This is a genomic window from Streptomyces sp. AM 2-1-1 (genome assembly GCF_029167645.1).
Lineage (GTDB): Bacteria > Actinomycetota > Actinomycetes > Streptomycetales > Streptomycetaceae > Streptomyces.
In genome coordinates this window covers 5,449,994-5,472,834 of sequence record NZ_CP119147.1, presented here as the reverse complement: position 1 = coordinate 5,472,834, position 22,841 = coordinate 5,449,994, and the positions used below count along the sequence as shown (strand labels likewise).

The 22,841-nt window shown below is 71.6% G+C and carries 19 protein-coding genes; 2 read left to right on the top strand and 17 right to left on the bottom strand.

Annotated elements, in window-relative coordinates:
* Positions 1-29 precede the first annotated feature (29 nt).
* A complete protein-coding gene (locus PZB77_RS23895) occupies positions 30-1,172 on the top strand; it encodes a mechanosensitive ion channel domain-containing protein (RefSeq protein ID WP_275494673.1) in 1,143 nt (380 codons plus the stop codon).
* Positions 1,173-1,185: 13 nt separating this feature from the next.
* Here the strand turns inward: PZB77_RS23895 and PZB77_RS23890 are convergent, their stop codons facing one another.
* The 5 genes from PZB77_RS23890 to PZB77_RS23870 all read right to left on the bottom strand — a co-directional run bounded on the left by PZB77_RS23890 (position 1,186) and on the right by PZB77_RS23870 (position 6,083).
* The gene (locus tag PZB77_RS23890; RefSeq protein WP_275494672.1) at positions 1,186-2,772 is read right to left on the bottom strand and encodes a Na+/H+ antiporter; all 1,587 of its coding nucleotides are present in this window, start codon (positions 2,770-2,772) and stop codon (positions 1,186-1,188) included.
* Between the two features lie 123 nt (positions 2,773-2,895).
* Entirely contained in the window at positions 2,896-3,390 is a 495-nt protein-coding gene (locus PZB77_RS23885) for a GNAT family N-acetyltransferase (protein WP_275494671.1), read from the bottom strand.
* Positions 3,387-4,328 (bottom strand): RluA family pseudouridine synthase, encoded by a 942-nt coding sequence (locus tag PZB77_RS23880; protein WP_275494670.1) that lies wholly within the window; start codon positions 4,326-4,328, stop codon positions 3,387-3,389. Before PZB77_RS23880 ends, PZB77_RS23885 begins: the two co-directional genes overlap by 4 nt.
* An 82-nt stretch (positions 4,329-4,410) precedes the next feature.
* Positions 4,411-5,076: a signal peptidase II gene (gene lspA, locus PZB77_RS23875; RefSeq protein WP_275494669.1), complete on the bottom strand. Its 666-nt coding sequence runs from the start codon at positions 5,074-5,076 to the stop codon at positions 4,411-4,413.
* 170 nt (positions 5,077-5,246) lie between these two features.
* The gene (locus tag PZB77_RS23870) at positions 5,247-6,083 is read right to left on the bottom strand and encodes a TraR/DksA C4-type zinc finger protein (RefSeq protein ID WP_275494668.1); all 837 of its coding nucleotides are present in this window, start codon (positions 6,081-6,083) and stop codon (positions 5,247-5,249) included.
* A gap of 559 nt (positions 6,084-6,642) precedes the next feature.
* On the opposite strand from PZB77_RS23870, the gene ileS reads away from it, so the two are divergent.
* On the top strand, positions 6,643-9,786 hold the full coding sequence (gene ileS / locus PZB77_RS23865; protein WP_275494667.1) for an isoleucine--tRNA ligase: 3,144 nt from the start codon (positions 6,643-6,645) through the stop codon (positions 9,784-9,786).
* 256 nt (positions 9,787-10,042) lie between these two features.
* On the opposite strand, the gene PZB77_RS23860 is transcribed toward ileS, so the two are convergent.
* The 12 genes from PZB77_RS23860 to murF all read right to left on the bottom strand — a co-directional run bounded on the left by PZB77_RS23860 (position 10,043) and on the right by murF (position 22,840).
* A complete protein-coding gene (locus PZB77_RS23860; protein WP_275494666.1) occupies positions 10,043-11,221 on the bottom strand; it encodes a DivIVA domain-containing protein in 1,179 nt (392 codons plus the stop codon).
* 49 nt (positions 11,222-11,270) lie between these two features.
* Complete coding sequence (locus PZB77_RS23855) at positions 11,271-11,567, bottom strand: YggT family protein (RefSeq protein WP_275494665.1); 297 nt, start codon at positions 11,565-11,567, stop codon at positions 11,271-11,273.
* 70 nt (positions 11,568-11,637) lie between these two features.
* The gene (gene sepF / locus PZB77_RS23850; protein WP_275494664.1) at positions 11,638-12,249 is read right to left on the bottom strand and encodes a cell division protein SepF; all 612 of its coding nucleotides are present in this window, start codon (positions 12,247-12,249) and stop codon (positions 11,638-11,640) included.
* A 126-nt stretch (positions 12,250-12,375) separates the two neighbouring features.
* Complete coding sequence (locus PZB77_RS23845; protein ID WP_275494663.1) at positions 12,376-13,098, bottom strand: YggS family pyridoxal phosphate-dependent enzyme; 723 nt, start codon at positions 13,096-13,098, stop codon at positions 12,376-12,378.
* Entirely contained in the window at positions 13,095-13,922 is an 828-nt protein-coding gene (gene pgeF / locus PZB77_RS23840) for a peptidoglycan editing factor PgeF (RefSeq protein ID WP_275496190.1), read from the bottom strand. Before pgeF ends, PZB77_RS23845 begins: the two co-directional genes overlap by 4 nt.
* Positions 13,922-15,127: a cell division protein FtsZ gene (ftsZ, locus tag PZB77_RS23835; RefSeq protein WP_275494662.1), complete on the bottom strand. Its 1,206-nt coding sequence runs from the start codon at positions 15,125-15,127 to the stop codon at positions 13,922-13,924. The genes pgeF and ftsZ overlap by 1 nt, the downstream gene beginning before the upstream one ends.
* Positions 15,128-15,402: 275 nt before the next feature.
* Complete coding sequence (locus PZB77_RS23830; protein WP_275494661.1) at positions 15,403-16,197, bottom strand: FtsQ-type POTRA domain-containing protein; 795 nt, start codon at positions 16,195-16,197, stop codon at positions 15,403-15,405.
* A gap of 49 nt (positions 16,198-16,246) precedes the next feature.
* Positions 16,247-17,341 (bottom strand): undecaprenyldiphospho-muramoylpentapeptide beta-N-acetylglucosaminyltransferase, encoded by a 1,095-nt coding sequence (gene murG, locus PZB77_RS23825; protein ID WP_275494660.1) that lies wholly within the window; start codon positions 17,339-17,341, stop codon positions 16,247-16,249.
* A 6-nt stretch (positions 17,342-17,347) separates the two neighbouring features.
* Entirely contained in the window at positions 17,348-18,814 is a 1,467-nt protein-coding gene (gene ftsW, locus PZB77_RS23820; protein ID WP_275494659.1) for a putative lipid II flippase FtsW, read from the bottom strand.
* 119 nt (positions 18,815-18,933) lie between these two features.
* Positions 18,934-20,385 carry a UDP-N-acetylmuramoyl-L-alanine--D-glutamate ligase gene (murD, locus tag PZB77_RS23815; protein ID WP_275494658.1) on the bottom strand — a complete coding sequence of 484 codons (1,452 nt, stop codon included), beginning with the start codon at positions 20,383-20,385 and terminating at the stop codon, positions 18,934-18,936.
* Complete coding sequence (gene mraY / locus PZB77_RS23810) at positions 20,367-21,437, bottom strand: phospho-N-acetylmuramoyl-pentapeptide-transferase (RefSeq protein ID WP_275494657.1); 1,071 nt, start codon at positions 21,435-21,437, stop codon at positions 20,367-20,369. The genes murD and mraY overlap by 19 nt, the downstream gene beginning before the upstream one ends.
* Entirely contained in the window at positions 21,434-22,840 is a 1,407-nt protein-coding gene (murF, locus tag PZB77_RS23805) for a UDP-N-acetylmuramoyl-tripeptide--D-alanyl-D-alanine ligase (protein WP_275494656.1), read from the bottom strand. Before murF ends, mraY begins: the two co-directional genes overlap by 4 nt.
* Between the last annotated feature and the right edge of the window lies 1 nt (position 22,841).

The window sequence follows — 22,841 nt, the reverse complement described above, 5'->3', positions numbered from 1 at the left end:
CTGCCACCCGAACCCCGGAGGACACGAGGATGGAGAACGTGCTGCGCCCGCTACTGATCGTGGGCGGCTCGGTGGTGGTCACCCTGCTGCTCGGCTGGCTGGTGGACCTGCTGCTGCGGCGGGCCGACGTCGCTCACCCCGACACACCCCTGTGGGGACTGCTGCGGCGCTGCCGGCCACCCCTCCAGGTGGTGATCTGGGCCGCTCTGCTGCGTGGCACCTTCGCCCACCTGCGTCTCGAACCGGTGCGCGACCACCGCGAGGCGATCGGCCAGGTGCTGAGCCTGGTGCTGATCGGCGCCTCGGCGTGGCTGGTGGTGCGCGCCGCGGCGACCGTCGTGGAGTCCTCCTACGCCCGCTACGCCAGCTCCACCCGCGATCCGGCCCGGGTCCGGCGGGTGCGCACCCAGGTGACGCTGATCCAGCGGGTGGTCATCGCGGTGGTGACCACGGTCGGGGTCGCCGCGATGCTGCTCACCTTCCCGGCGATGCGGACCGTCGGCACCTCGATGCTGGCCTCGGCCGGGGTGCTCGGCATCGTCGCCGGTGTCGCCGCCCAGTCGACGCTCGGCAACCTCTTCGCCGGCTTCCAGATCGCCTTCGGCGACATGGTCCGGCTCGGCGACACCGTGGTGGTGGACGGCGAGTGGGGCACCGTGGAGGAGATCACCCTGACCTTCCTCGCCGTACGCACCTGGGACGAGCGGCGGATCACCATGCCGGTGTCGTACTTCACCAGCCGCCCCTTCGAGAACTGGTCGCGCGGCGGGGTGCAGATGACCGGCACCGTCTACTTCCACCTGGACCACGCGGCCCCTATGGGGGCGATGCGGGACAAGATGCGCGACATCCTCGGCGAGTGCGGGGCCTGGGACGGCCGGGACTGGTCGCTCGCCGTGACGGACACCACGCCGACCACCATCCAGGTGCGGGCGGTGGTCACCGCGAAGGACGCGGACGACGTCTGGACGGTCCGGTGCGCCGTGCGCGAGCAGCTGATCGCCTGGCTGCGGGACCACCACCCCTACGCCCTGCCCCGGGTGGCAACCGCGCCCGCCACCCTCCCGGCGGGCGATCAGTGGCCGGAACTGACCTCCCGCACCGCCGCTTCGGTCCGCCGTGACGGCCACGGGCCGGCCCTGCGCAAGCCGGCGCACACCGGCCGCGGCTGAGTGCCCGGTGTGATCAGCGCAGGCTGCGCACGTCCAGGAAGCGCAGCACCCGGTCGACCACCTCGGGGTCGGAGCCCGCCTCGCTGCGGGCCGCGAGCACCTCGTGGCGGGCGGCCGACAGCAGCTCCCGCTGGATGCGGTTGACCGCCTTGAGCCGCTTGGCACGCTGGGCGTAGGCGTCGCGCCGCTCGTCGTCGACCATGTCCGGGCTGATGCGCGCCCCGATGTCGTACGCGGCGCGCTGGAGCCGTTCCAGCACCTCGTCGGGGAACTCCTCCACCTCCTGGATCTCCTTCAGCCGCGCCTTGGCCGCCTTCGCGGCCCGGACCGCGAGCCGCCGCTCCAGCTCCCGTTCGGCGTCGGTGTCGGCCCGTACACCGAGCCGGCGCACCAGCCACGGCAGGGTGAGCCCCTGGAAGACCAGGGTCGCCATGATGACCGCAAAGGCGATGAAGATGATCTCGTCGCGGCCCGGGAACGGCCGGCCGTCGTCGGTCTTCAGCGGGATGGCGAGCGCCAGCGCGACGGACGCCACCCCGCGCATCCCGGCCCACCACATGACGACGGTCTCGCGCCAGCTGGTCGGGATCTCCTCGCTCACGTCGCGCCGCGTGTGCAGCCGCTTGGCGAGCCAGGTCGCCGGCAGCAGCCAGAGCAGCCGTACGCCGACGACCACGGCGACGATCACGAGCCCCCAGCCGACCATCCGCAGCTCCCGCCCGTCGGCGGTGCCGAAGACGTTGTGGAGCTCCAGCCCGATGAGGCCGAAGGCGATCCCGGTCACCAGGGTGTCCACGATGTTCCAGAAGGTCGCTCCGGTCAGCCGGCCCAGCACGTCGTCGGCGTCGGCGGTGTGCTCGGCGAGGAAGAGCGCGGTGGTGAGGACGGCGAGGACCCCGGAGCCCATCAGCTCCTCCGCCAGGACGTAGGCGACGAAGGGTACGAGCAGGGTGAGGCCGACCTGGAGCGTGGCGTCCCCGAGCAGTCCCATCAGCTTGATCGTGAGCCAGCCGAGTGCGAGCCCGACCATGAGGGCGACCACGGCCGAGAGGATCAGCAGCCCGAAGGCCTCGGGGAGCGAGAAGGTGCCGCTCACCGCCGCCGCGACGGCCACGTGGTAGAGGACGATCGCGGTCACGTCGTTGAAGAGGCCCTCGCCCTCCAGGATGGAGACGAGGCGGCGGGGTAGTCCGAGTGAGCCGGCGACGGCCGTGGCCGCGACCGGATCGGGCGGCGCGACGAGCGCGCCGAGGACCACGGCGGCGGCGACGGGAAGCCCGGGCACCACGGCGTTGGCGACGGCCGCGACCGCCGCCGTCGTCACGAAGACCAGGGCGACCGCGAGCAGGAAGATCGGCCGCTTGTTCGCCGCGAACTGCCGCCAGGAGGTCCGCTGCACCGAGGCGTAGAGCAGGGGTGGCAGCAACGCGGGGAGGATGATCTCCGGCGGGACGTCGATGTTCGGCACGAAGGGGAGGAAGGCCATCCCCACCCCGATGAGGGTCATCAGCACCGGGGCCGGGAGCCCCAGCCGCTCGCCCACCGGGACGGTGACCACCGCACCCAGCAGAAGCAGCAGGAGCAGTGCCATCTGGTCCACGAGGAGAGCCTTCCGCAGCGTGCAGGGGCCCGCCCGGCGCACGGCCGGGCGGGGGTTCCACCCTGCCACGACGGGTCCGTGACGTGCGAGGACTCCTCCGCCCCGGGTGAGCGGCGCGCGCTGCTAGGGGGCGAGCGCGCGGCGCATGGCGCGGTGCGGTATCCCGGCGTCCTGGAACTCCGGGCCGTACGCCTGGTAGCCGAGGCGCTCGTAGAAGCCGAGGGCGTGGGTCTGGGCGTGCAGGTCGACGGCGGCGAGCCCGAGCGCCCGTGCCTCCTCCTCGACGGCGCGGACCAGGGCCGCCCCGACGCCGAGGCCGCGGGCGGCCCCGGTCACCGCGAGCCGGCCCAGCGAACCGACTGTGAGGTCGCCGCCGGTCTTCCCGGCCGCCGCCGCACCGTGCAGCAGCCGGCCGGTGCCGAGCGCCGTGCCGTCCTCGGCGACGGCCATCACGTGCACGGTGGTGGCGTCGGGCCGGTCGTACGCGTCGTACTCCAGCTCCTGCGGCACCCCCTGCTCACCGACGAAGACCTCCTTGCGGACCTGGAAGCAGGCCGCGCGGTCCGCCTCGTCGCGGGTGCGGCGGGTGGTGTACGGGGTGGGGGCGCCGGGGTTCATTCGCTCTCCGCGGCGATCACGTCGAGGGCGTGCCGGAGGTCGTCCGGGTAGCCGCTGGCGAACTCGACCCAACTGCCGTCCGAGGGGTGCTCGAAGCCGAGCCGGACGGCGTGCAGCCACTGCCGGGTCAGGCCGAGGCGCTTGGACATGGTCGGGTCGGCGCCGTAGGTGAGGTCGCCGACGCAGGGGTGGCGGTGCGCGGACATGTGCACCCGGATCTGGTGCGTACGGCCCGTCTCCAGCTTGATGTCGAGCAGGCTCGCGGCGCGGTAGGCCTCGATGAGGTCGTAGTGGGTCACGGAGGGCTTGCCCTCCTGGACGACGGCCCACTTGTAGTCGTGGTTCGGGTGGCGGCCGATGGGGGCGTCGATGGTGCCGCTCATCGGGTCCGGGTGGCCCTGCACCAGCGCGTGGTACTTCTTCTCCACGACGCGGTCGCGGAACTGCGCCTTCAGCAGGGTGTACGCGCGCTCCGACTTGGCCACGACCATCAGCCCGGAGGTGCCCACGTCGAGCCGGTGCACGATGCCCTGGCGCTCGGCGGCCCCCGAGGTGGAGATGCGGTAACCGGCCGCGGCGAGCCCGCCGATGACGGTGGTGCCGGTCCAGCCGGGGCTGGGGTGGGCGGCGACGCCGACCGGCTTCATGATGACGACGATGTCGTCGTCGTCGTGCACGATCTCCATGCCCTCGACGGGCTCGGCGACGATCTGGACCGGAGCCGCGGCCCGCGGCATCTCGACCTCCAGCCAGGCACCGCCCTGCACCCGGTCGGATTTCCCGGCCACCGCACCGTCCACCTGCACCTTTCCGGTGGCCGCCAGCTCGGCGGCCTTGGTGCGGGAGAACCCGAACATCCGGGAGATGGCGGCGTCGACGCGCTCGCCCTCCAGGCCGTCGGGTACGGGCAGGGTGCGGATCTCGGGGTGCGTACTCACCTGGTCGAGTATGCCTTGCGGTCACCGCTGCCGTGACCGGTGCTCATGGCCGGCCGCCGGGCACCGCCCCGACGGGGCGCCCTCACTCCTTGTGGACGGTGCCGTCCGGGTCCAGTCCCCGGAAGGAGAGGATCACGATCAGGATGCCTCCGCAGACGATCGCGGAGTCGGCGAGGTTGAAGACCGCGAAGTGCGCGGGTGAGATGAAGTCCACGACCGCGCCCTTGAAGACGCCCGGTGCGCGGAAGAGGCGGTCGGTGAGGTTGCCGAGCGCGCCCCCCAGCAGCAGACCGAGGGCAATGGCCCAGGGCAGGCTGCGGAGCTTGCGGGCGAGCCGGATGATGACGACGATCACCGCGGCGGCGATCACCGTGAAGACCACCGTGAAGGCCTCGCCCATGCTGAAGGCGGCGCCGGGGTTGCGGACGGCTTCGAGCTTGAGCCAGTCGCCGATGATCTCGACGGGGGCGTGGTGCTCCAGCTTCGCGACGACGAGCGTCTTGCTGACCAGGTCGAGGAGGTACGCCACGACGGCCACGGTGAAGAGCGCGACCAGCCGCCGCCTCCCCTTGCCGGCGACGGCGGTGGCCCCGCTCTCCGTGCCCTCCGCGGTGTCCCCGGTGCCGTCGGCCGGGACGGGGCCGTCGGCCGGGACGGAGCCGTCGGCGGGCGTCCGGGGGCCGGTACCGTCGGCCCCCGGGGCGTCGGGGGTGTCCGGCGTTTCGATGGTGCGCTCCGCCTCTGCCACGTGAATCCTCAACCTGGTCGTGTCCGGTCCCGCACGCCCGGCCGCCCGGAAGGGCGTGCGGAGACGGCCGTGGTGCCGATTGAGGACGAGGGTACGACACCGGACACGCCGCGGGGGTGTCCGGTGCCGGGGCCGTGATCCGGCACCGGTCCGTCGGACACCCCCGGTGGTCAGCCGCGTCTCTCCTGCTTCTGCTTGTCCTCCACGCAGAGGGTGGCCCGGGGGAAGGCCTGCATACGGGCCTTGCCGATGGCCTTGCCGCAGACCTCGCAGAGGCCGTAGGTGCCGGCGTCCATCCGGGCCAGGGCACGCTCGGTCTGCTCCAGGGTCTCCTGGGCGTGGGCCGCGAGCGAGAGCTCGTGTTCCCGGGTGATGTTCTTGGTGCCGGTGTCCGCCTCGTCGTCGCCGGCTCCGTCCCCGGAGTCGCGCATCAGGCCGGCGATGGCCGCCGAGGACGCCTCCAGTTCGGAGCGGAGCCGGGTGGCCTCCCCGGTGAGTTCCGCCCGCGCCCCGGCGACCTCGTCCGGCGTCCAGGGATCCTCCCCGGGCCGTACGGCCAGCTCCCCGGGCGCCGTCGCCACGCGTGCCGGGGGCACCGCCGTCGCGCTCTGTCCGCCGGTCGCGGTCCGGGCCGCGGTCTTCTTGGCTGCCACCGTCTGCTCTCCTGTCTGCTCGGCGGCGTCGGCCGCCTCCGTGGCCGCTGGTGTGGCCTTCTTCGCCGTACTGGTACGGGGCGCCGCGCTCCTGTCGGCCGGGCTCTTCCCGGCCGACGTCGTCCCGGCGGCGCTCTTCCTGGCTGCGGTCTTCCTGGCTGCGGTCTTCTTCCCGGCGGTCTTCTTCGCGACGGACTTCCCGGCTGCGGTCTTCTTCCCCGGCGGCTTCCCGGCCGCCGCGGAGCCGTGACCGCCCCCGGCGTCCCCGCCGCTCCCGTCGTACGTCCCGGCGTCCGCCGCGTCGTCCGACGCCGCTGCGGCCGTCGTCGGTACGACGGTCTTCTTCGCCACCATGGGCGGGGCCCCTTCACCTCGGGTGATCCTGCTCGCGGATCGTGCTGGGACGATAAATCGGCCCATAACCCTCGGCAACGGGGCACGCCGCCCTGCCACCCCTCCCCGTACCCGGACGCGGCGCGCCTGCATCCGTTGTGCCCAGCTCCCCGCCGGGTATTCCGCCCGGGTGCGGAGCCGGGAGTTCCGCGGGCCCCCGACGCGCCATTCGGGTCATCGCGGGGCCCCGCCGAGCCCGTGCGGCGCTCCGGGGAAAACCGGTCGGACGCCCGGCGTCCGGCCCCGTACACTGGGCGCAGCGAGAGGCATGGATGGGACGAGTAGCGTCGTACGCAGCCCAGAGCGACCCGGGGTCGGTGGAAGCCCGGGGGCGAGCGCGTCGTGAAGATCACCCCGGAGCCGTCGGAAGAACGCCGCAGGCAGGCAAGTAGACCCGGCATCGCACCCCAATGAGGGGGCCGCGGGCACCTGCCCGGGCCAAGGAGGGTGGTACCGCGGGAGCCCCGTGCTCTCGTCCCTCCGACGGAAGTGGAAGACGTCCGCCGGAGGAAGCCCGAACATGACATCGCCGCAGTACCGCCCGGTCCCCGCTCAGGTCGACCTGCCCGCGCTGGAGCACGCCGTGCTCGATTTCTGGCGCGAGGCCAAGGTCTTCGCCAAGAGCCTCGAACAGTCCGAGGGCCGCCCCGAGTGGGTCTTCTACGAGGGCCCGCCGACCGCCAACGGCATGCCCGGTGCCCACCACATCGAAGCCCGCGTCTTCAAGGACGTCTTCCCGCGCTTCCGCACGATGCGGGGCTACCACGTCGGCCGTAAGGCCGGCTGGGACTGCCACGGCCTCCCGGTCGAGCTCGCGGTGGAGAAGGAGCTGGGCTTCACCGGCAAGAAGGACATCGAGGCGTACGGCATCGCCGAGTTCAACGCCAAGTGCCGTGAGTCCGTGACCCGCCACACCGACGCCTTCTCCGACCTGACGACCCGCATGGGGTACTGGGTCGACATGGACGACGCGTACCGGACGATGGACCCGGAGTACGTCGACTCCGTCTGGTGGTCGCTGAAGAAGATCTTCGACAAGGACCTGCTGGTCCAGGACCACCGTGTCGCCCCCTGGTGCCCGCGCTGCGGCACCGGCCTCTCCGACCACGAGCTGGCGCAGGGGTACGAGACGGTCGTCGACCCCTCGGTCTTCGTCCGCTTCCCGCTCACCTCCGGCCCGCTGGCCGGCGGGGCGTCGCTGCTGGTCTGGACGACGACGCCGTGGACCCTGGTCTCCAACACCGCCGTCGCCGCCCACCCCGACGTCGAGTACGTCGTGGCGTCCGACGGCGAGGAGCGCCTCGTCGTGGCCCGCCCGCTGGCCGGGAAGGCGCTCGGCGAGGGCTGGGAGCTCACCGGGGAGTCGTACACCGGCCGCGAGATGGAGCGCTGGACCTACGAGCGCCCCTTCGACCTGATCCCGTTCCCGGCCGAGGCGCACTTCGTCGTCAACGCCGAGTACGTCACCACCGAGGACGGTACGGGACTGGTCCACCAGTCCCCCGCCTTCGGCGCCGACGACCTCCTGGTCTGCAAGGCGTACGGCCTGCCGGTGGTCAACCCGGTCCGCCCGGACGGCACCTTCGAGGAGGGTCTGCCGCTGGTCGGCGGGGTCTTCTTCAAGAAGGCCGACGAGGCCCTCACGGAGGACCTGGCCGCCCGCGGCAAGCTCTTCCGCCACGTCCCGTACGAGCACAGCTATCCGCACTGCTGGCGGTGCCACACCGCGCTGCTCTACTACGCGCAGCCGTCCTGGTACATCCGCACGACCGCCGTCAAGGACCGCCTCCTCGCCGAGAACGAGAAGACCAACTGGTTCCCGGACTCGGTGAAGAACGGCCGCTTCGGCGACTGGCTGCAGAACAACGTCGACTGGGCGCTCTCCCGCAACCGCTACTGGGGCACCCCGCTGCCCATCTGGCGCTGCGAGGACGGCCACCTCACCTGCGTCGGTTCCCGGGCCGAGCTGACCGAGCTCACCGGCACCGACCAGTCCGGCCTCGACCCGCACCGGCCGTTCGTCGACGCGGTGACGTTCACCTGCACCCAGGAGGACTGCCGGCTGGAGGCGTTCCGCGTCCCGGAGGTCATCGACGCCTGGTACGACTCGGGTTCGATGCCGTTCGCGCAGTGGGGCTACCCGTACCGGAACAAGGAGCTCTTCGAGAGCCGCTACCCGGCGCAGTTCATCTCGGAGGCCATCGACCAGACGCGTGGCTGGTTCTACACGCTGATGGCGGTCGGCACCCTCGTCTTCGACCGGTCGTCCTACGAGAACGTGGTCTGCCTCGGCCACATCCTCGCCGAGGACGGCCGGAAGATGTCGAAGCACCTGGGCAACACCCTCGACCCGATCCCGCTGATGGACCAGCACGGCGCCGACGCGGTGCGCTGGTTCATGGCCGCGGGCGGCTCTCCGTGGGCGGCCCGGCGCGTGGGTCACGGCACCATCCAGGAGGTCGTCCGCAAGACGCTCCTGACGTACTGGAACACGGTCGCCTTCCAGGCCCTGTACGCCCGTACGTCGAAGTGGGCGCCCTCGGCGGCCGACCCGGCGCCGGCGGACCGCACGGTGCTGGACCGCTGGCTGCTGAGCGAACTCAACGCCCTGGTCGGCGAGGTGACGACCGCGCTGGACGGCTTCGACACCCAGCGGGCGGGCAAGCTGCTCTCCTCGTTCGTCGACGACCTCTCCAACTGGTACGTCCGCCGCTCGCGCCGCCGCTTCTGGCAGGGCGACAGGGCCGCGCTGCGCACCCTGCACGAGGTCGTCGAGACGGTGACCCGGCTGCTGGCCCCGCTGACCCCGTTCATCACCGAGCGGGTCTGGCAGGACCTGGTGGTCCCGGTGACGCCGGACGCCCCCGAGTCGGTGCACCTCTCCTCGTGGCCGGTGGCCGACGCCTCCGCGGTCGACCCGGAACTCTCCACGCAGATGGCGCTGGTGCGCCGGCTGGTGGAGCTCGGACGGGCCACGCGCGCCGAGTCGGGCGTGAAGACCCGCCAGCCGCTCTCCCGCGCGCTGGTCGCGGCGGCAGGCTTCGAAACCCTCTCCACCGAACTGCACGCGCAGATCACCGAGGAGCTGAACGTCTCCTCGCTCGCCTCGCTCTCCGAGGTGGGCGGCTCGCTGGTCGACACCACGGCGAAGGCCAACTTCCGCGCGCTGGGCAAGCGTTTCGGCAAGGGCGTGCAGGCGGTCGCCAAGGCCGTCGCGGCCGCCGACGCCGCCGCCCTGTCGCAGGCGCTGCGCGAGGGCACCGCGTCGGTGGAGGTGGACGGCGAGACGGTCCCGCTCACCCCGGACGAGGTCATCGTCACGGAGACCCCGCGCGAGGGCTGGTCGGTGGCGTCCGACTCGGGCGCGACGGTCGCCCTCGACCTGGAGATCACCCCGGAGCTGCGCCGCGCCGGCCTCGCCCGTGACGCGATCCGGCTGATCCAGGAGGCCCGCAAGAACAGCGGCCTGGACGTGGCGGACCGGATCGCGGTGCGCTGGACGTCCGACTCGCCCGCCACGGCGGAGGCGCTCACCGAGCACGCCTCGCTGATCGCGGACGAGGTGCTCGCCCTGGACTACGCCCGGGGCGAGGCCGACGACTCCTACGGCACACCGTTCGAGGACGAGGGCCTGGGTCTGCGCTTCCGCCTCCGCAAGCACTGATCCTGGCCGCCCCCGACCACCGGGGAGCGTCCGTCCGAAGGCCCGGCGGCTCTCCCGCCGGGCCTTCGGCGTCCCCGGGACCGGTGACCGGCCGCGCCGCACGGGCCGGCGGGCGACGGGCGGCGGACTCCGGGGGCGGGTGGCGGGTAAGCACGCGGCGCGCGGCAGACACACGAAAAGGGCCGGGCCCCGGGGAGATCCCCGGGGCCCGGCCCTCAGCCTGCCGACGGCTACGCGCTCCGCGAGCGCGAGCCGGTCAGTTGTCGTCCTCGTCGATGAGGAAGCCGCGCATCGGCGACGGTGCCTGCTGCATCGGCTGCGGCGCCTGCGGCCGCACCGGCGCCATCGGCTGCGTCATCGCGGGTGACATCTGCTGCTGCCCACCGAACGACGGACCGGGGCCCATGGACGGGTTGCCGCCCATCGGCGGGCCGCCGTGGTTGCCGGCGCCCATGCCGTGACCCATCGCACCGGCACCGGCCGGAGCCAGCGAGGGCGACGGCGGCAGGGACGCGGCGGCGGGGGTCCGCGGCGGGGCCAGCGAGTCGTCCGCCTGGGTCTCCAGCTGGCGCAGCTGGCTCTCCAGGTACGACTTCAGACGCGTGCGGTACTCGCGCTCGAAGCCGCGCAGGTCCTCGACCTTGCGCTCCAGCGTCGCGCGGGCCGACTCCAGCGAGCCCATCGCCACGCGGTGCTTCTCCTGCGCGTCCCGCTCCAGCGCGTCGGCCTTCGCCCGCGCGTCGCGCTCCAGTCCCTCCGCGCGGCTGCGCGCCTCGCCGACGATCTTGTTGGCCTCGGAGCGGGCCTCCGCGATCGCCTGGTCGGCGGTCTGCTGCGCGAGCGAGAGGACACGGGCGGCGCTGTCGCCGCCGGGGCCCTGACCGGGCTGCTGCATCTGCTGCATGGGCTGCTGCATCTGCTGCATGGGCTGCATCTGCTGCTGCATCTGCTGGGGTGCGTGACCACCCATGGGACCGCCCATCGGGCCACCCATGGAGCCGCCCATCGGACCGCCCATGGAGCCGCCCATCGGGCCGCCCTGCATGGGACCGGGGCCGTGCTGGCCCTGCGGGCCGGGGCCGTGCTGACCCTGGGGGCCATGGCCGCTGGGACCGGCGGGCAGCTGCGGCGGACCCATCTGCGGGGGCTGCTGCTGGACCGGCGGACCCGATATGGCGGCGGGCACGGGAGCCCCGGGCCTCTCCTGCTGCTGCTGCTCCGGCGGCTTGCGCATGGCCTGCTGCTGCTGGTTCTGCGCGGCGGCACGGGTCGCCGCTGCGAGCTTCGCGCGCAGGTCCTCGTTCTCGCGGAGCAGGCGCGTCAGCTCGGATTCGACCTCGTCGAGGAAGGCATCGACCTCGTCCTCGTCATAGCCTTCTCGGAGGCGGACGGTCGTGAACTGCTTGTTCCGCACGTCCTCGGGGGTCAGCGGCATCTCTTCTTCACCTCTACGTAGTCGTCGGCAGTCGGCAAGACCGTATCGTTCACACGCCGCTCGCAATGCGACCCACGAGGTTGAGCAGTATGTAGACGATGATCATCAGAACGAAGAAGGACAGGTCGAGTGCCACGCCCCCGAGACGCAGCGGCGGAATCAACCGCCGCAGGAGCTTGAGCGGTGGATCGGTGACCGTGTAGGTGGCCTCAAGAACGACCACCATCGGCTTGCCCGGCTGCCATGAGCGCGCGAACTGGAAGACGTAGTCCATGACCAGCCGGAAGATCAGCACGATGAGGAAGCACGTCAGCACGATGCTGACCACCTCGAGTGCGACGCCCATGACCGCGCTTCCCTCTCCCCTGGCTCTCGTAGCTCCGGCCTCCCGGCCGGGTCGTTCCCGTGTCGTGTTCTCAGCTCTGGTTGAAGAACCCGCCCTCAGCGATGCGGGCCTTGTCCTCCGCCGTTACATCGACGTTAGCAGGCGACAACAGGAACACCTTCTGCGTCACGCGCTCAATGCTGCCATGAAGTCCGAAGACCAGTCCCGCGGCAAAGTCGACAAGTCGCTTCGCATCCGTGTCGTCCATCTCCGTGAGATTCATGATCACCGGAGTGCCCTCGCGGAAGTGTTCCCCGATGGTACGGGCCTCGTTGTAGGTCCGGGGGTGCAACGTGGTGATGCGGTACGGCTCCCGCTCGGAGACGACCTTGGGCATGATCACGGGTGCGTTCTTCTCCAGGTTGGGGCGCTCAGGTGTGATGGATGCCACGGGTGCGATCCGGGCGGGTCGCACGCTCTCCGCGGGGAGCTGAACAGGCTCGCGCGGCGCGGGGGTTTGCACCACTCGTACCGGTTCGTCCCGTTCGCGCTCCACCTGATGCGCGGGCTGATGCCTGCGCCGGTCCCGCTCGGGCTCCGGCTCGGGTTCGAATTCATCGTCGGGGTCGAACCCCGGACCGTCGTACCCATCGTCCTCCACGAGGCCGAGGTAGACCGCCATCTTGCGCATCGCGCCGGCCATGCTCCGAGTCCTCCGCTCTGTGGTGGATCGGCAATCGTCACCAAGTGCCAGCGATCCACGGTGGTCTGCCCCGTACTGAGCGGGAATGACCATATTTTCTGCTGTGGTCCGACCTTCTTCGCGACGTTACCCGAGCCGGGGTCGGACTCCGAGCACCGCAGTACCGACGCGTACATGTGTCGCTCCGGCCGCCACGGCGTCCTCGAGGTCCGAACTCATCCCCGCGGAGACCATGTTCGCAGTCGGATGGTCGGCGCGCAGGCGGGATGAGATTTCCATCAGCCGCTCGAAAGCGGCCCGTTGCCGTCCCGCGTACGGGCCGGCGAGCGGCGCGACCGTCATCAGGCCGTCGAGCCTGAGGCCCGGTGCCGCCGCGACCGCGTCGGCGAGCTCCGCCACGTCCCCGGGGGCGACGCCGCCCCGGTCGCCGCGTTCGCCGTCGCCGGCGTCGAGGGCGACCTGGACGAGGCAGCCGAGTTCGCGTTCCCGCTCTCCGTCCACGGCCGCCGAGAGTGCGCGAACGAGCTTGATCCGGTCGATCGACTGCACCACATCGGCATAACGTGCAACCGAACGAACCTTGTTGGTCTGAAGTTGACCGACGAAGTGCCAAGTGAGCGGCAGATCCGAACAATCGGCGGCCTTCGGGGCAGCGTCCTGATCCCGGTTCTCGGCCACCTGACGCACACCCAGTCCGTGCAGGATCCGCACGTCGCTCGCGGGGTAGGTCTTGGTGACCACGATGAGGGTGACCTCGTCCCGCGACCGGCCGGCCGCGGCGCAGGCGGAGGCGATACGTTCCTCCACCCGGCCCAGGTTCTCGGCGAGTTCCGTGCTGCGGTCCGTCATGCTGCGTCCTCGTGGTCCTGTGCGTCCTCGCGGCTCCGGTCGCCCCGGGGGTCCTCGTCCAGCCAGACGTATCCGGCGAGCCGTCCGGTGGTGCGGTCGCGCCGGTACGAGAAGTGGTCGTCCGACTCCCGCGTGCAGAACGGCGAGCGCTCCGCACCACGCACCCCGAGGGCGTCGAGCTGCCAGTGGACTCCGGCGACGACGTCCACCGCCGGAGTGCCCCACCGGGTCTCGGCCCGGGCGGCGGGGACGCGCTCGGCGACCTCGTCCCGCATGGCGGCCGGGACCTCGTAACACCCGCCGCAGACCGCCGGCCCGGTACGGGCGACGATCCGGGAGGCTTCGGCACCGAGGGCGAGCATCGCCTCCACCGTGGCGGGGACGACTCCGGCGACGAGGCCGGGGCGCCCGGCGTGCGCCGCCCCGACGACCCCGGCGACCGGATCGGCCAGCAGGACCGGCACGCAGTCCGCGGTGAGCACCGCGAGCGGCAGCGACCGCCGGGCGGTCACCAGCGCGTCCACCGCCGGGATCTCGCGGTCCGGGCCCCAGGGCCCGTCGACCACGGCGACCTCACGGCCGTGCACCTGGTTCATCCAGACGACCCGCTCCGGAGCGAAGCCGAGGGCGCCGGCCGCGCGGGCCCTGTTCGCGACCACGGCGGCGGGGTCGTCTCCGACCGCGCCGCCGAGGTTCAGCGACCCGTACGGGGCGGCGCTCACCCCGCCCCACCTGTCGGTGAAGGCGAAGTGGGCGCCGGCGCCGCCGGACGGATGCGCTGCGGGTACCGCTGAAACCGCTGGAGCCGTGTGGTGCCGGTCTATCACTTCAGGAAGTCCGGTACGTCCAGCTCTTCGGCCTGGGTCTCCTGGTAGGGGCGGGCCGTCGGCACGTGCGGCGGGGCGACCGGCGACTGCGAGCCGTCGTTCGCGACCGGCGCCGGCTCGGCGGGCGCTTCCTCGCGGACCGGCACGGAACCGAGTCCGGCGGAGTGCCGGACCGGCTCGGGGCGGGCCGGCGGCGCGGGTTCCTCGCGCTTGGCGGCACCGGCGCCGATCACGTTCTCGCGCCGGGCCGGCGGCTGACCGCCGTCGAAGCCCGCCGCGATCACGGTGACCCGCACCTCGTCGCCCAGCGCGTCGTCGATGACCGCACCGAAGATGATGTTCGCCTCCGGGTGGGCCGCCTCGCTCACCAGCTGGGCGGCCTCGTTGATCTCGAAGAGACCGAGGTCGCTGCCGCCGGAGATGGAGAGCAGCACGCCCCGGGCGCCGTCGATGGACGCCTCCAGCAGGGGCGAGGAGATCGCCATCTCGGCGGCGGCCACCGCACGGTCGTCGCCGCGCGCCGAGCCGATGCCCATGAGCGCCGAACCCGCCTCGGACATGACCGACTTGACGTCGGCGAAGTCGAGGTTGATGAGACCGGGGGTGGTGATGAGGTCGGTGATGCCCTGGACACCCGAGAGCAGTACCTGGTCGGCCGACTTGAACGCGTCGAGCACGCTCACCTGGCGGTCCGAGATGGACAGCAGCCGGTCGTTGGGGATGACGATGAGGGTGTCGACCTCTTCGCGGAGTTCGGCGATGCCGTCCTCCGCCTGGTTCGCGCGCCGACGGCCCTCGAAGGTGAACGGGCGGGTGACCACACCGATCGTCAGGGCGCCCAGCGAGCGCGCGATGTTGGCGACGACGGGTGCGCCGCCGGTGCCGGTGCCGCCGCCCTCTCCTGCGGTGACGAAGACCATGTCGGCCCCCTTGAGGACCTCCTCGATCTCTTCACGGTGGTCCTCTGCCGCCTTGCGACCGACTGCCGGATTGGCCCCGGCGCCGAGGCCCCGGGTGAGTTCGCGGCCGACGTCGAGCTTGACGTCGGCGTCGCTCATCAACAGCGCTTGCGCGTCCGTGTTGATCGCGATGAACTCGACGCCCTTGAGACCGACCTCGATCATTCGGTTGATGGCATTGACACCACCGCCGCCGACACCGATGACCTTGATGACTGCGAGGTAGTTCTGCGGTGCTGCCACGTCGAAGGCCTCTCGCCTCGATTTACGTGTCGTCGCTCTGCGGTGGCCCGCCGCGACGACGGATGTCGATGGGGACGGTCCGAACGCCGACCCAAACCCTAACGCTGAAGTTTAGGGTTACCAGTGTGTCTGCTTGCTGGACTCTTCCGAACAGGACACTAAGTCGACAAGTGGCGCGCGTTCAACGAACACGCCGAACCTCCCGTTTTTCTTTTCACCCTATGTGATCACCCGTAGCGATGACCAACCAGGGTGCTGGTCAGCCCGCATGGGCGTCAACTCTCCGAAACAGCGGGAGCGGTGGGCGCGCTCACGTCGAAGTGTCCTGCTTCGGGTGCCGCTTTCATCAGGGCCGTCAGGACTTTCGCCTTCACCGCGCCCTGTTCACCACTGCCCCAGAACACTTCCCGGTCACGCGTCAGCTCCAGGGAAATCGAATCGTACGAGGTGACGCGCACGACCCTGGTGTCCCGGGCGACGGCGGCGGGGAGGTCACCGGCCACTTCGACCGCTCCCCGCAACAGACGGTCACTGCCGAAGCGCCGCAGACTCGCGGACCGCTCCGGCGCCAATTCCAGCAGAGGAACACCCCCGGGCGCACGGTCCACGGTGGCGAAACGCACACCTTGGGCGTCCACTTCGGTGAATTTCGCACCCTTTTCCAGCAAAAGCACCGGCTTGCGCTCGATGACCTCGATGTCGATTCCGTGCGGCCAGGAACGCGTGACGACGACGGTGTCGATACGGGGCAACTTCTGCCGCAGCCGCCGCTCCAGCGCGCCGGTGTCCACGGAGACGAGCGGCGAGCCCACCGGAGCGGCCGCCGCCGCCTCCACCTCGGCCCCGGAGAGGACGTCGGTGCCGCTGACGCCGACCCGCTCCAGCCGGAGCCAGGAGGAGCCCCACAGCGCCCACGCCAGCCCTCCGGCGCACAGGGCGGTCCCGGCGGCGCCGAGGACCAGTGCCCTGCGCCGGGCGGACCCGCCCTTTCCGGGGCCGGCGTGCGGCGCGCGCGCCGGGGTGTCCGCCTGCTGCCCTGAACCGCGCTGGGCGGTCGTCGGTCCGGCCACGCTCGCTCCTTCGCCGGGCCCGGGAACCACGCCCCGGGCCCGCCCAGCCTCACGCCTTGCGGCGCGCGGCAATCGCCTCGTACACCATGCCGACGAGCAGGTCGTCGGCGTCACGCCGGCCGAACTCCGCCGCGGCCCGCGACATTTCGTACAGCCGGTGCGGGTCGGACAGCACCGGGAGGACCTGGGCCTGCACCCACTCCGGCGTGAGGGCCGCGTCGTCGACCAGCAGACCGCCGCCGGCGTTGACCACCGGCTGGGCGTTGAGCCGCTGTTCGCCGTTGCCGATCGGCAGCGGGACGTAGGCGGCGGGCAGCCCGACGGCGGAGAGTTCGGCCACGGTCATCGCGCCCGCGCGGCAGAGCATCATGTCGGCCGCCGCGTACGCGAGGTCCATCCGGTCCACGTACGGTACCGGGATGTAGGGCGGCATACCGGGCATGTTGTCGATGCGCGGCAATTCGTTCTTCGGGCCGACCACGTGCAGGATCTGGATGCCCGAGCGCTGGAGCAGCGGCGCGACCCGCTGGACCACCTCGTTGAGGTGGCGGGCGCCCTGCGATCCGCCGGAGACCAGCAGGGTGGGCAGGTTGGGGTCGAGCCGGAAGGCCGCCCGCGCCTCCGGGCGCACCCGCGCCCGGTCCAGGGTGGCGATGGTGCGGCGCAGCGGGATGCCGATGTAGCGGGCGCCGCGCAGCTTGCTGTCGGGGGTGGAGACGGCGACGCCGTGGGCGTACCGGGAGCCGATCTTGTTGGCCAGCCCGGGGCGCGCGTTGGCCTCGTGCACGACGATCGGGACGCCGGCGCGCTTGGCGGCGAGGTACCCGGGCAGCGCCACGTAACCGCCGAAGCCGACCACGCAGTCGGCCTTGGTGCGCTCCAGGATCTGCTCGGCGGCCTTGATGGTGCCGCGCAGCCGGCCCGGCACGGTGATCAGCTCCGGTGTGGGTTTGCGCGGCAGCGGTACGGCCGGGATGAGCGCCAGGTCGTACCCCCGCTCGGGTACGAGCCTGGTTTCCAGGCCGCGTTCCGTGCCGAGGGCGGTGATGCCCACGGTCGGGTCCTGCCTGCGCAGGGCGTCTGCGAGGGCAAGCGCGGGCTCGATGTGGCCGGCGGTCCCCCCGCCGGCGAGTACGACATGCACCGAAATTCACCGCTCTCCGGACGGGCGCCTGGTGACACGCCGTCTCATCGTCTTCCATCTCACCCCGGGCCTCCGCATGGCCAGGGCCGCTCTCGCGCCGGGCTCGTCCCGCGCGAAGGCGATCATCAGCCCGATCGCGAACATGGTCGGCAGCAGGGCCGACCCCCCGTAGGAGAACAGCGGGAGCGGGACACCGGCGATCGGCAGCAGGCCGAGCACCGCACCGATGTTGATCACAGCCTGCGCGGTGATCCACGTCGTCACACCTCCCGCGGCGTACCTCACGAAGGGGTCCTCCGTGCGTCCGGCCACGCGGATACCCGCATAGCCTAGAGCCGCGAAGAGGGCGAGCACCGACAGAGTGCCCGCCAGCCCCAGTTCCTCACCCGTGATGGCGAAGATGAAGTCGGTGTGGGGTTCGGGAAGTTGCCCCCATTTCTCCACGCTGGCGCCGAGTCCGGATCCGAACCAGCCGCCGGACGCGAGCGCGTAGATCCCGTGCGCGGCCTGCCAGCAGCCGCCTGCGGCGTCCGGTTCGCTGACGCCCACGCAGTCGAGCCGGGACATGCGGTTCGGGTTGGTCTTGATCAGCAGGACGGCGATGGCCGCGGCGAAGCCGAGCACCCCGACGAAGAGCCGGGTGGGCGCCCCGGCCAGCCAGAGCAGGCCGAAGAGGATCGCGGTCAGGATGATCGCGGTGCCCATGTCGCCGCCGAGCATGATCAGGCCGAGCAGCATGAAGGCGACCGGGATCAGCGGCACCAGCATGTGTTTCCACTGGGTGAGCAGCCGCTTGTCCTGTTTGCGGGCGAGCAGGTCGGCTCCCCACAGCACCAGGGCCAGCTTGCCGAACTCGCTGGGCTGGAGCTGGAACGGTCCGCCGATGTAGAGCCAGTTCTGGTTGCCGTTGACCGACTTCCCTATCCCGGGAACCTGGACCAGCGCCATCAGGAAGACCGTGCCGAGCAGCATCGGGTAGGCGAGCCCGCGGTGGAGTTTGACCGGCATGCGGGCGGCCAGCAGCATCAGCCCGGCTCCCATGACGGCGGCCAGGAACTGCTTGCGGAAGAAGTAGGTGCTCGGTTTGGCGAGTTCCAGCGCCTTGATCATGGAGGCGCTGTAGACCATCACGAGGCCCAGCACGGTGATCAGCAGGCTGGAGCCGAGGATGACGTAGTACGCGGTCAGGGGGCGGTCCCAGGCCCGCCGTGCCTGCTCGTAGGCCCGGCGCACCCCACCGCCGCGGGGGTCGCCGGAGGCGGGGGCGGCCCGTCCCGGGGTGCGGGGCTGCTGGGGGCGGCGGCCGGAGCCGGTGGCGAGACGTCCCCGCAGAGCCGTCCCGGGGTGCGTCGGCACCCCGGCCCCGGGCGAGCCGTACGCGGGGAGCGGACGGGTGCGGAAGGCGCCGGTCCTCGTCGCGTGCGTCCGCGCGCGGACCCGCCCCCGGGCGTCGGGACCCTCATCGGCCGGCATAGTCGCTGTCCCCTCCGCTGATCGTGCCCGGGGCGGCGGCACGCCCGCCCGGGCTCCGGGCGTGCGGCCTCCGGCCCGAGCCGTCCGGTCAGGACGGTACGGCCCGGGGGCCGGTCCTGTCAGGCGCTGTCGCCGGCGAGTGCGCGGACCGCGTCCGCGAACGCGTCGCCCCGCTCGTTGTAGTTGGTGAACATGTCCATCGAGGCGCAGGCCGGAGCCAGCAGCACGGTGTCGCCCGGGCGGGCGAGGCGTGCGGCCTCGGCGACCGCCTCGGACATGGCCCCAGTGTCGGTCCGGTCCAGGTCGACCACGGGTACCTCGGGCGCGTGTCGCGTCAGGGCTTCGCGGATTACGGCCCGGTCGCGGCCCATGAGGACCACGCCGCGCAGGCGCTCGGCGGCACCGCTCACCAGCTCGTCGAAGGCGGCTCCCTTGGCGAGGCCGCCGGCGATCCAGACGATCGGCTCGTAGGCGGCGAGGGAGGCTTCGGTGGCGTGGGTGTTGGTGGCCTTCGAGTCGTCCACGTAGGCGACCCCGGCGACGTCCGCCACGTGCTCGATGCGATGCGGGTCGGGACGGAAGGCGCGCAGGCCGTCGCGGACGGCGGCGGGCTTCACGCCGAAGGCGCGGGCCAGCGCGGCGGCGGCGAGGGCGTTGGCGATGTTGTGCGGGGCGGGCGGGTCGACGTCGGCGACCTCGGCCAGCTCCTGGGCCTGCTTCTGCCGGTTGGTGACGAAGGCGCGGTCGACGAGGATGCCGTCGACGACGCCGAGCTGGGAGGGCCCGGGTGTGCCGAGGGTGAAGCCGATGGCCCGGCAGCCCTCCTCCACGTCGGCTCCCCGCACCAGTTCCTCGGTGGCGGGGTCGGCCGCGTTGTAGACGCAGGCGACGGTGTTGCCCTCGTAGATCCGGCCCTTGTCGGCGGCGTACGCCTCCATGGAGCCGTGCCAGTCGAGGTGGTCCGGGGCCAGGTTGAGCACGGTCGCGGAGTGGGCGCGCACCGAGGGCGCCCAGTGCAGCTGGTAGCTGGAGAGCTCGACGGCGAGGACGTCGTAGCTCTCCTCGCCGAGCACGGCGTCCAGCAGGGAGACGCCGATGTTGCCGACGGCCGCGGTGCGCAGCCCGGCGGCCTCCAGGATGGAGGCGAGCATCCGGACCGTCGTGGTCTTGCCGTTGGTACCGGTCACCGCGAGCCAGGGGGCCGGTTCGCCGCCCTTGACCCCCCGCAGCCGCCAGGCGAGTTCGACGTCGCCCCAGACGGGGACACCGGCCGCCGCGGCCGCGAGGAAGAGCGGCTTGTCGGGCTTCCAGCCGGGGGCGGTGACGATCAGTTCGGTGGAGCCGGGCAGCGTGTCGCCGTCGCCGAGGCGGACGGTGATCCCCTCCGCCTCCAGGCCGGCCGCCTGGGCGCGGGAGCGCTCGTCGTCGCCGTCGTTGACGACGGTGACCAGCGCCCCGAGTCCGTGCAGGGCCCGGGCTGCGGGGATCCCGCTGACCCCGAGTCCGGCGACCGTGACGTGCTTCCCCCGCCAGTCGGCCCCCTTGGCGTCACTCACTTCTTGGCTGCCCATCCCGCGTAGAAGAGTCCGAGACCGACGATCACGCACATGCCCTGGATGATCCAGAAGCGGACCACCACCAGCACCTCCGACCACCCCTTGAGTTCGAAGTGGTGCTGGAGGGGCGCCATCCGGAAGACCCGCTTGCCGGTCATCTTGAAGGAGCCGACCTGGATGACGACGGACATGGTGATCATCACGAAGAGACCGCCGAGGACGGCCATCAGGAACTCGGTGCGCGAGCAGATGGCGAGGCCCGCGAGGGCGCCGCCGAGTGCGAGCGAACCGGTGTCACCCATGAAGATCTTGGCCGGCGAGGTGTTCCACCACAGGAAGCCGAAGCAGGAACCCATCAGCGCCGAGGCGACGACCGCGAGGTCGAGTGGGTCGCGCACCTCGAAACAGGCGCTCGGGTTGGTGAGTTCCATCGCGTTGGCGCAGGACTCCTGGAACTGCCAGAGGCCGATGAAGGTGTAGGCGCCGAAGACCATCACCGACGCGCCGGTGGCGAGGCCGTCCAGACCGTCCGTCAGGTTCACGCCGTTGGACATGGCGAGAATCATGAAGAGCGCCCACACGACGAAGAGCACCGGCCCGATCGACCAGCCGAAGTCCTCGACGAACGAGAGCCGCGTGGAGGCCGGGGTGTTGCCGTGGACGTCGGCGAACTGGAGCGAGAGCACCGCGAACGCGATGCCGACGATCAGCTGGCCGGCCATCTTCGCCTTGGCCCGCAGCCCGAGCGAACGCTGCTTGACGATCTTGATGTAGTCGTCCAGGAAGCCGACGAGCCCCATCCCCGCCATCAGGAAGAGCACCAGGAGGCCGGAGAACCGCATCTCCTCACCGGTGACCACCTTCGCCACGACGTACGCGATGATCGTCGCCATGATGAAGGCGATGCCGCCCATGGTGGGCGTGCCCTTCTTGCTGCCGTGCGTGCGCGGGCCGTCGTCCCGGATGAACTGCCCGTAGCCCTTGCGGGCGAGCAGCTTGATGAGCAGCGGGGTACCGACCAGGGTCAGGAAGAGCCCGATGGCCCCCGCGAAGAGGATCTGCCTCATCGGCCGGTGACCTCGCCCTCGGTCGAGTTCTCCAGCAGTGCCTGGACGACCTTCTCCAGGCCGACCGACCGGGACGCCTTCACCAGCACGACGTCTCCCGGGCGCAGTTCACTGCGCAACAGGTCGACGGCCGCCTGTGCGTCGGACACGTGCACCGACTCCTCACCCCACGAACCCTCGTTGTAAGCGCCCAGTTGCAGCCAGGAGGCTTCTCTTCCCCCGACCGCGACGAGCTTGCTGACGTTGAGCCGGACGGCAAGCCGTCCGACCGCGTCGTGCTCGGAGAGCGACTCGTCACCGAGCTCGGCCATCTCACCGAGCACCGCCCAGGTCCGCCGGTCCCGGCCCATGGCGGCCAGCGCACGGAGTGCGGCTCTCATGGATTCGGGGTTCGCGTTGTAGGCGTCGTTGACGAACGTCACACCGTCCGGACGCTCGGTGACCTCCATGCGCCAGCGGGAGAGGGAGCCCGCCTCGGAGAGCGCCTCGGCGATCTCGTGTACGGGCATGCCCAACTCATGGGCGACGGCGGCCGCGGCGAGCGCGTTCGACACGTGGTGCTCACCGTACAGGCGCATGGTCACCTCGCTGCACCCGGTGGGTGTGTGAAGGCTGAACGCGGGGCGCCCGTCCGCCGTGAGACGCACGTTCTCTCCCCGTACGTCCGCTTCTGGCGACTCCCCGAAGGTGAGGACCCGCGCCGCGGTCCGGGAGGACATGGCGCTCACGAGCGGATCGTCGGCGTTGAGGACCGCGACACCGTCCTCGGGGAGCGACTCGACCATCTCGCCCTTGGCCTGGGCGATCTGCTCCCGGCCGCCGAACTCACCGATGTGGGCGGTGCCGACATTGAGGACGAGACCGATCCGGGGCGGGACCAGTCCGGTGAGGTAGCGGATGTCACCGATGTACCGGGCGCCCATCTCCAGCACGAGGTGCTGAGTCTCCTCGGTGGCGCGCAGCACCGTGACCGGCAGGCCGATCTCGTTGTTGAGGTTGCCCGCCGGGTAGACGGTCGGCCCCATGCGCTCCAGGAGCTGCGCGATGAGGTCCTTGGTGGAGGTCTTGCCGGCCGAGCCGGTGAGGGCGACGACGGGGACCCCGAGGCGTTCGACGACGTGGCGGGAGAGGGCGCCGAGCGCCGCGACGACGTCGTCGACGACGATCGCGGGCACCCCGACGGGGCGGGTGGCCAGCACCGCGACGGCGCCGTCCGCCACGGCGCCCCGGGCGAAGTCGTGGCCGTCGACCTGTTCACCGACGAACGCGGCGAACAGGCTGCCGCGCTCCACCTTCCGGGAGTCGATGACCACCGGACCGTCGACGGTGGCCGCCATGTCCGGTATGTCGTGCGGCTGCCCGCCGACGATTTCGGCGATCTCGGCGAGGGAGAGGGCGATCACT

Excerpts from the sequence above, each read along its gene's own strand:
- PZB77_RS23895 (WP_275494673.1), top strand. The coding sequence starts at position 30 with ATGGAGAACGTGCTGCGCCCGCTACTGATCGTGGGCGGCTCGGTGGTG.
- PZB77_RS23885 (WP_275494671.1), bottom strand. The coding sequence starts at position 3,390 with ATGAACCCCGGCGCCCCCACCCCGTACACCACCCGCCGCACCCGCGAC.
- PZB77_RS23870 (WP_275494668.1), bottom strand. The coding sequence starts at position 6,083 with ATGGTGGCGAAGAAGACCGTCGTACCGACGACGGCCGCAGCGGCGTCG.
- ileS (WP_275494667.1), top strand. The coding sequence starts at position 6,643 with ATGACATCGCCGCAGTACCGCCCGGTCCCCGCTCAGGTCGACCTGCCC.
- PZB77_RS23860 (WP_275494666.1), bottom strand. The coding sequence starts at position 11,221 with ATGCCGCTGACCCCCGAGGACGTGCGGAACAAGCAGTTCACGACCGTC.
- PZB77_RS23855 (WP_275494665.1), bottom strand. The coding sequence starts at position 11,567 with ATGGGCGTCGCACTCGAGGTGGTCAGCATCGTGCTGACGTGCTTCCTC.
- sepF (WP_275494664.1), bottom strand. The coding sequence starts at position 12,249 with ATGGCCGGCGCGATGCGCAAGATGGCGGTCTACCTCGGCCTCGTGGAG.
- PZB77_RS23845 (WP_275494663.1), bottom strand. The coding sequence starts at position 13,098 with ATGACGGACCGCAGCACGGAACTCGCCGAGAACCTGGGCCGGGTGGAG.
- ftsW (WP_275494659.1), bottom strand. The coding sequence starts at position 18,814 with ATGCCGGCCGATGAGGGTCCCGACGCCCGGGGGCGGGTCCGCGCGCGG.
- murD (WP_275494658.1), bottom strand. The coding sequence starts at position 20,385 with ATGGGCAGCCAAGAAGTGAGTGACGCCAAGGGGGCCGACTGGCGGGGG.
- mraY (WP_275494657.1), bottom strand. The coding sequence starts at position 21,437 with ATGAGGCAGATCCTCTTCGCGGGGGCCATCGGGCTCTTCCTGACCCTG.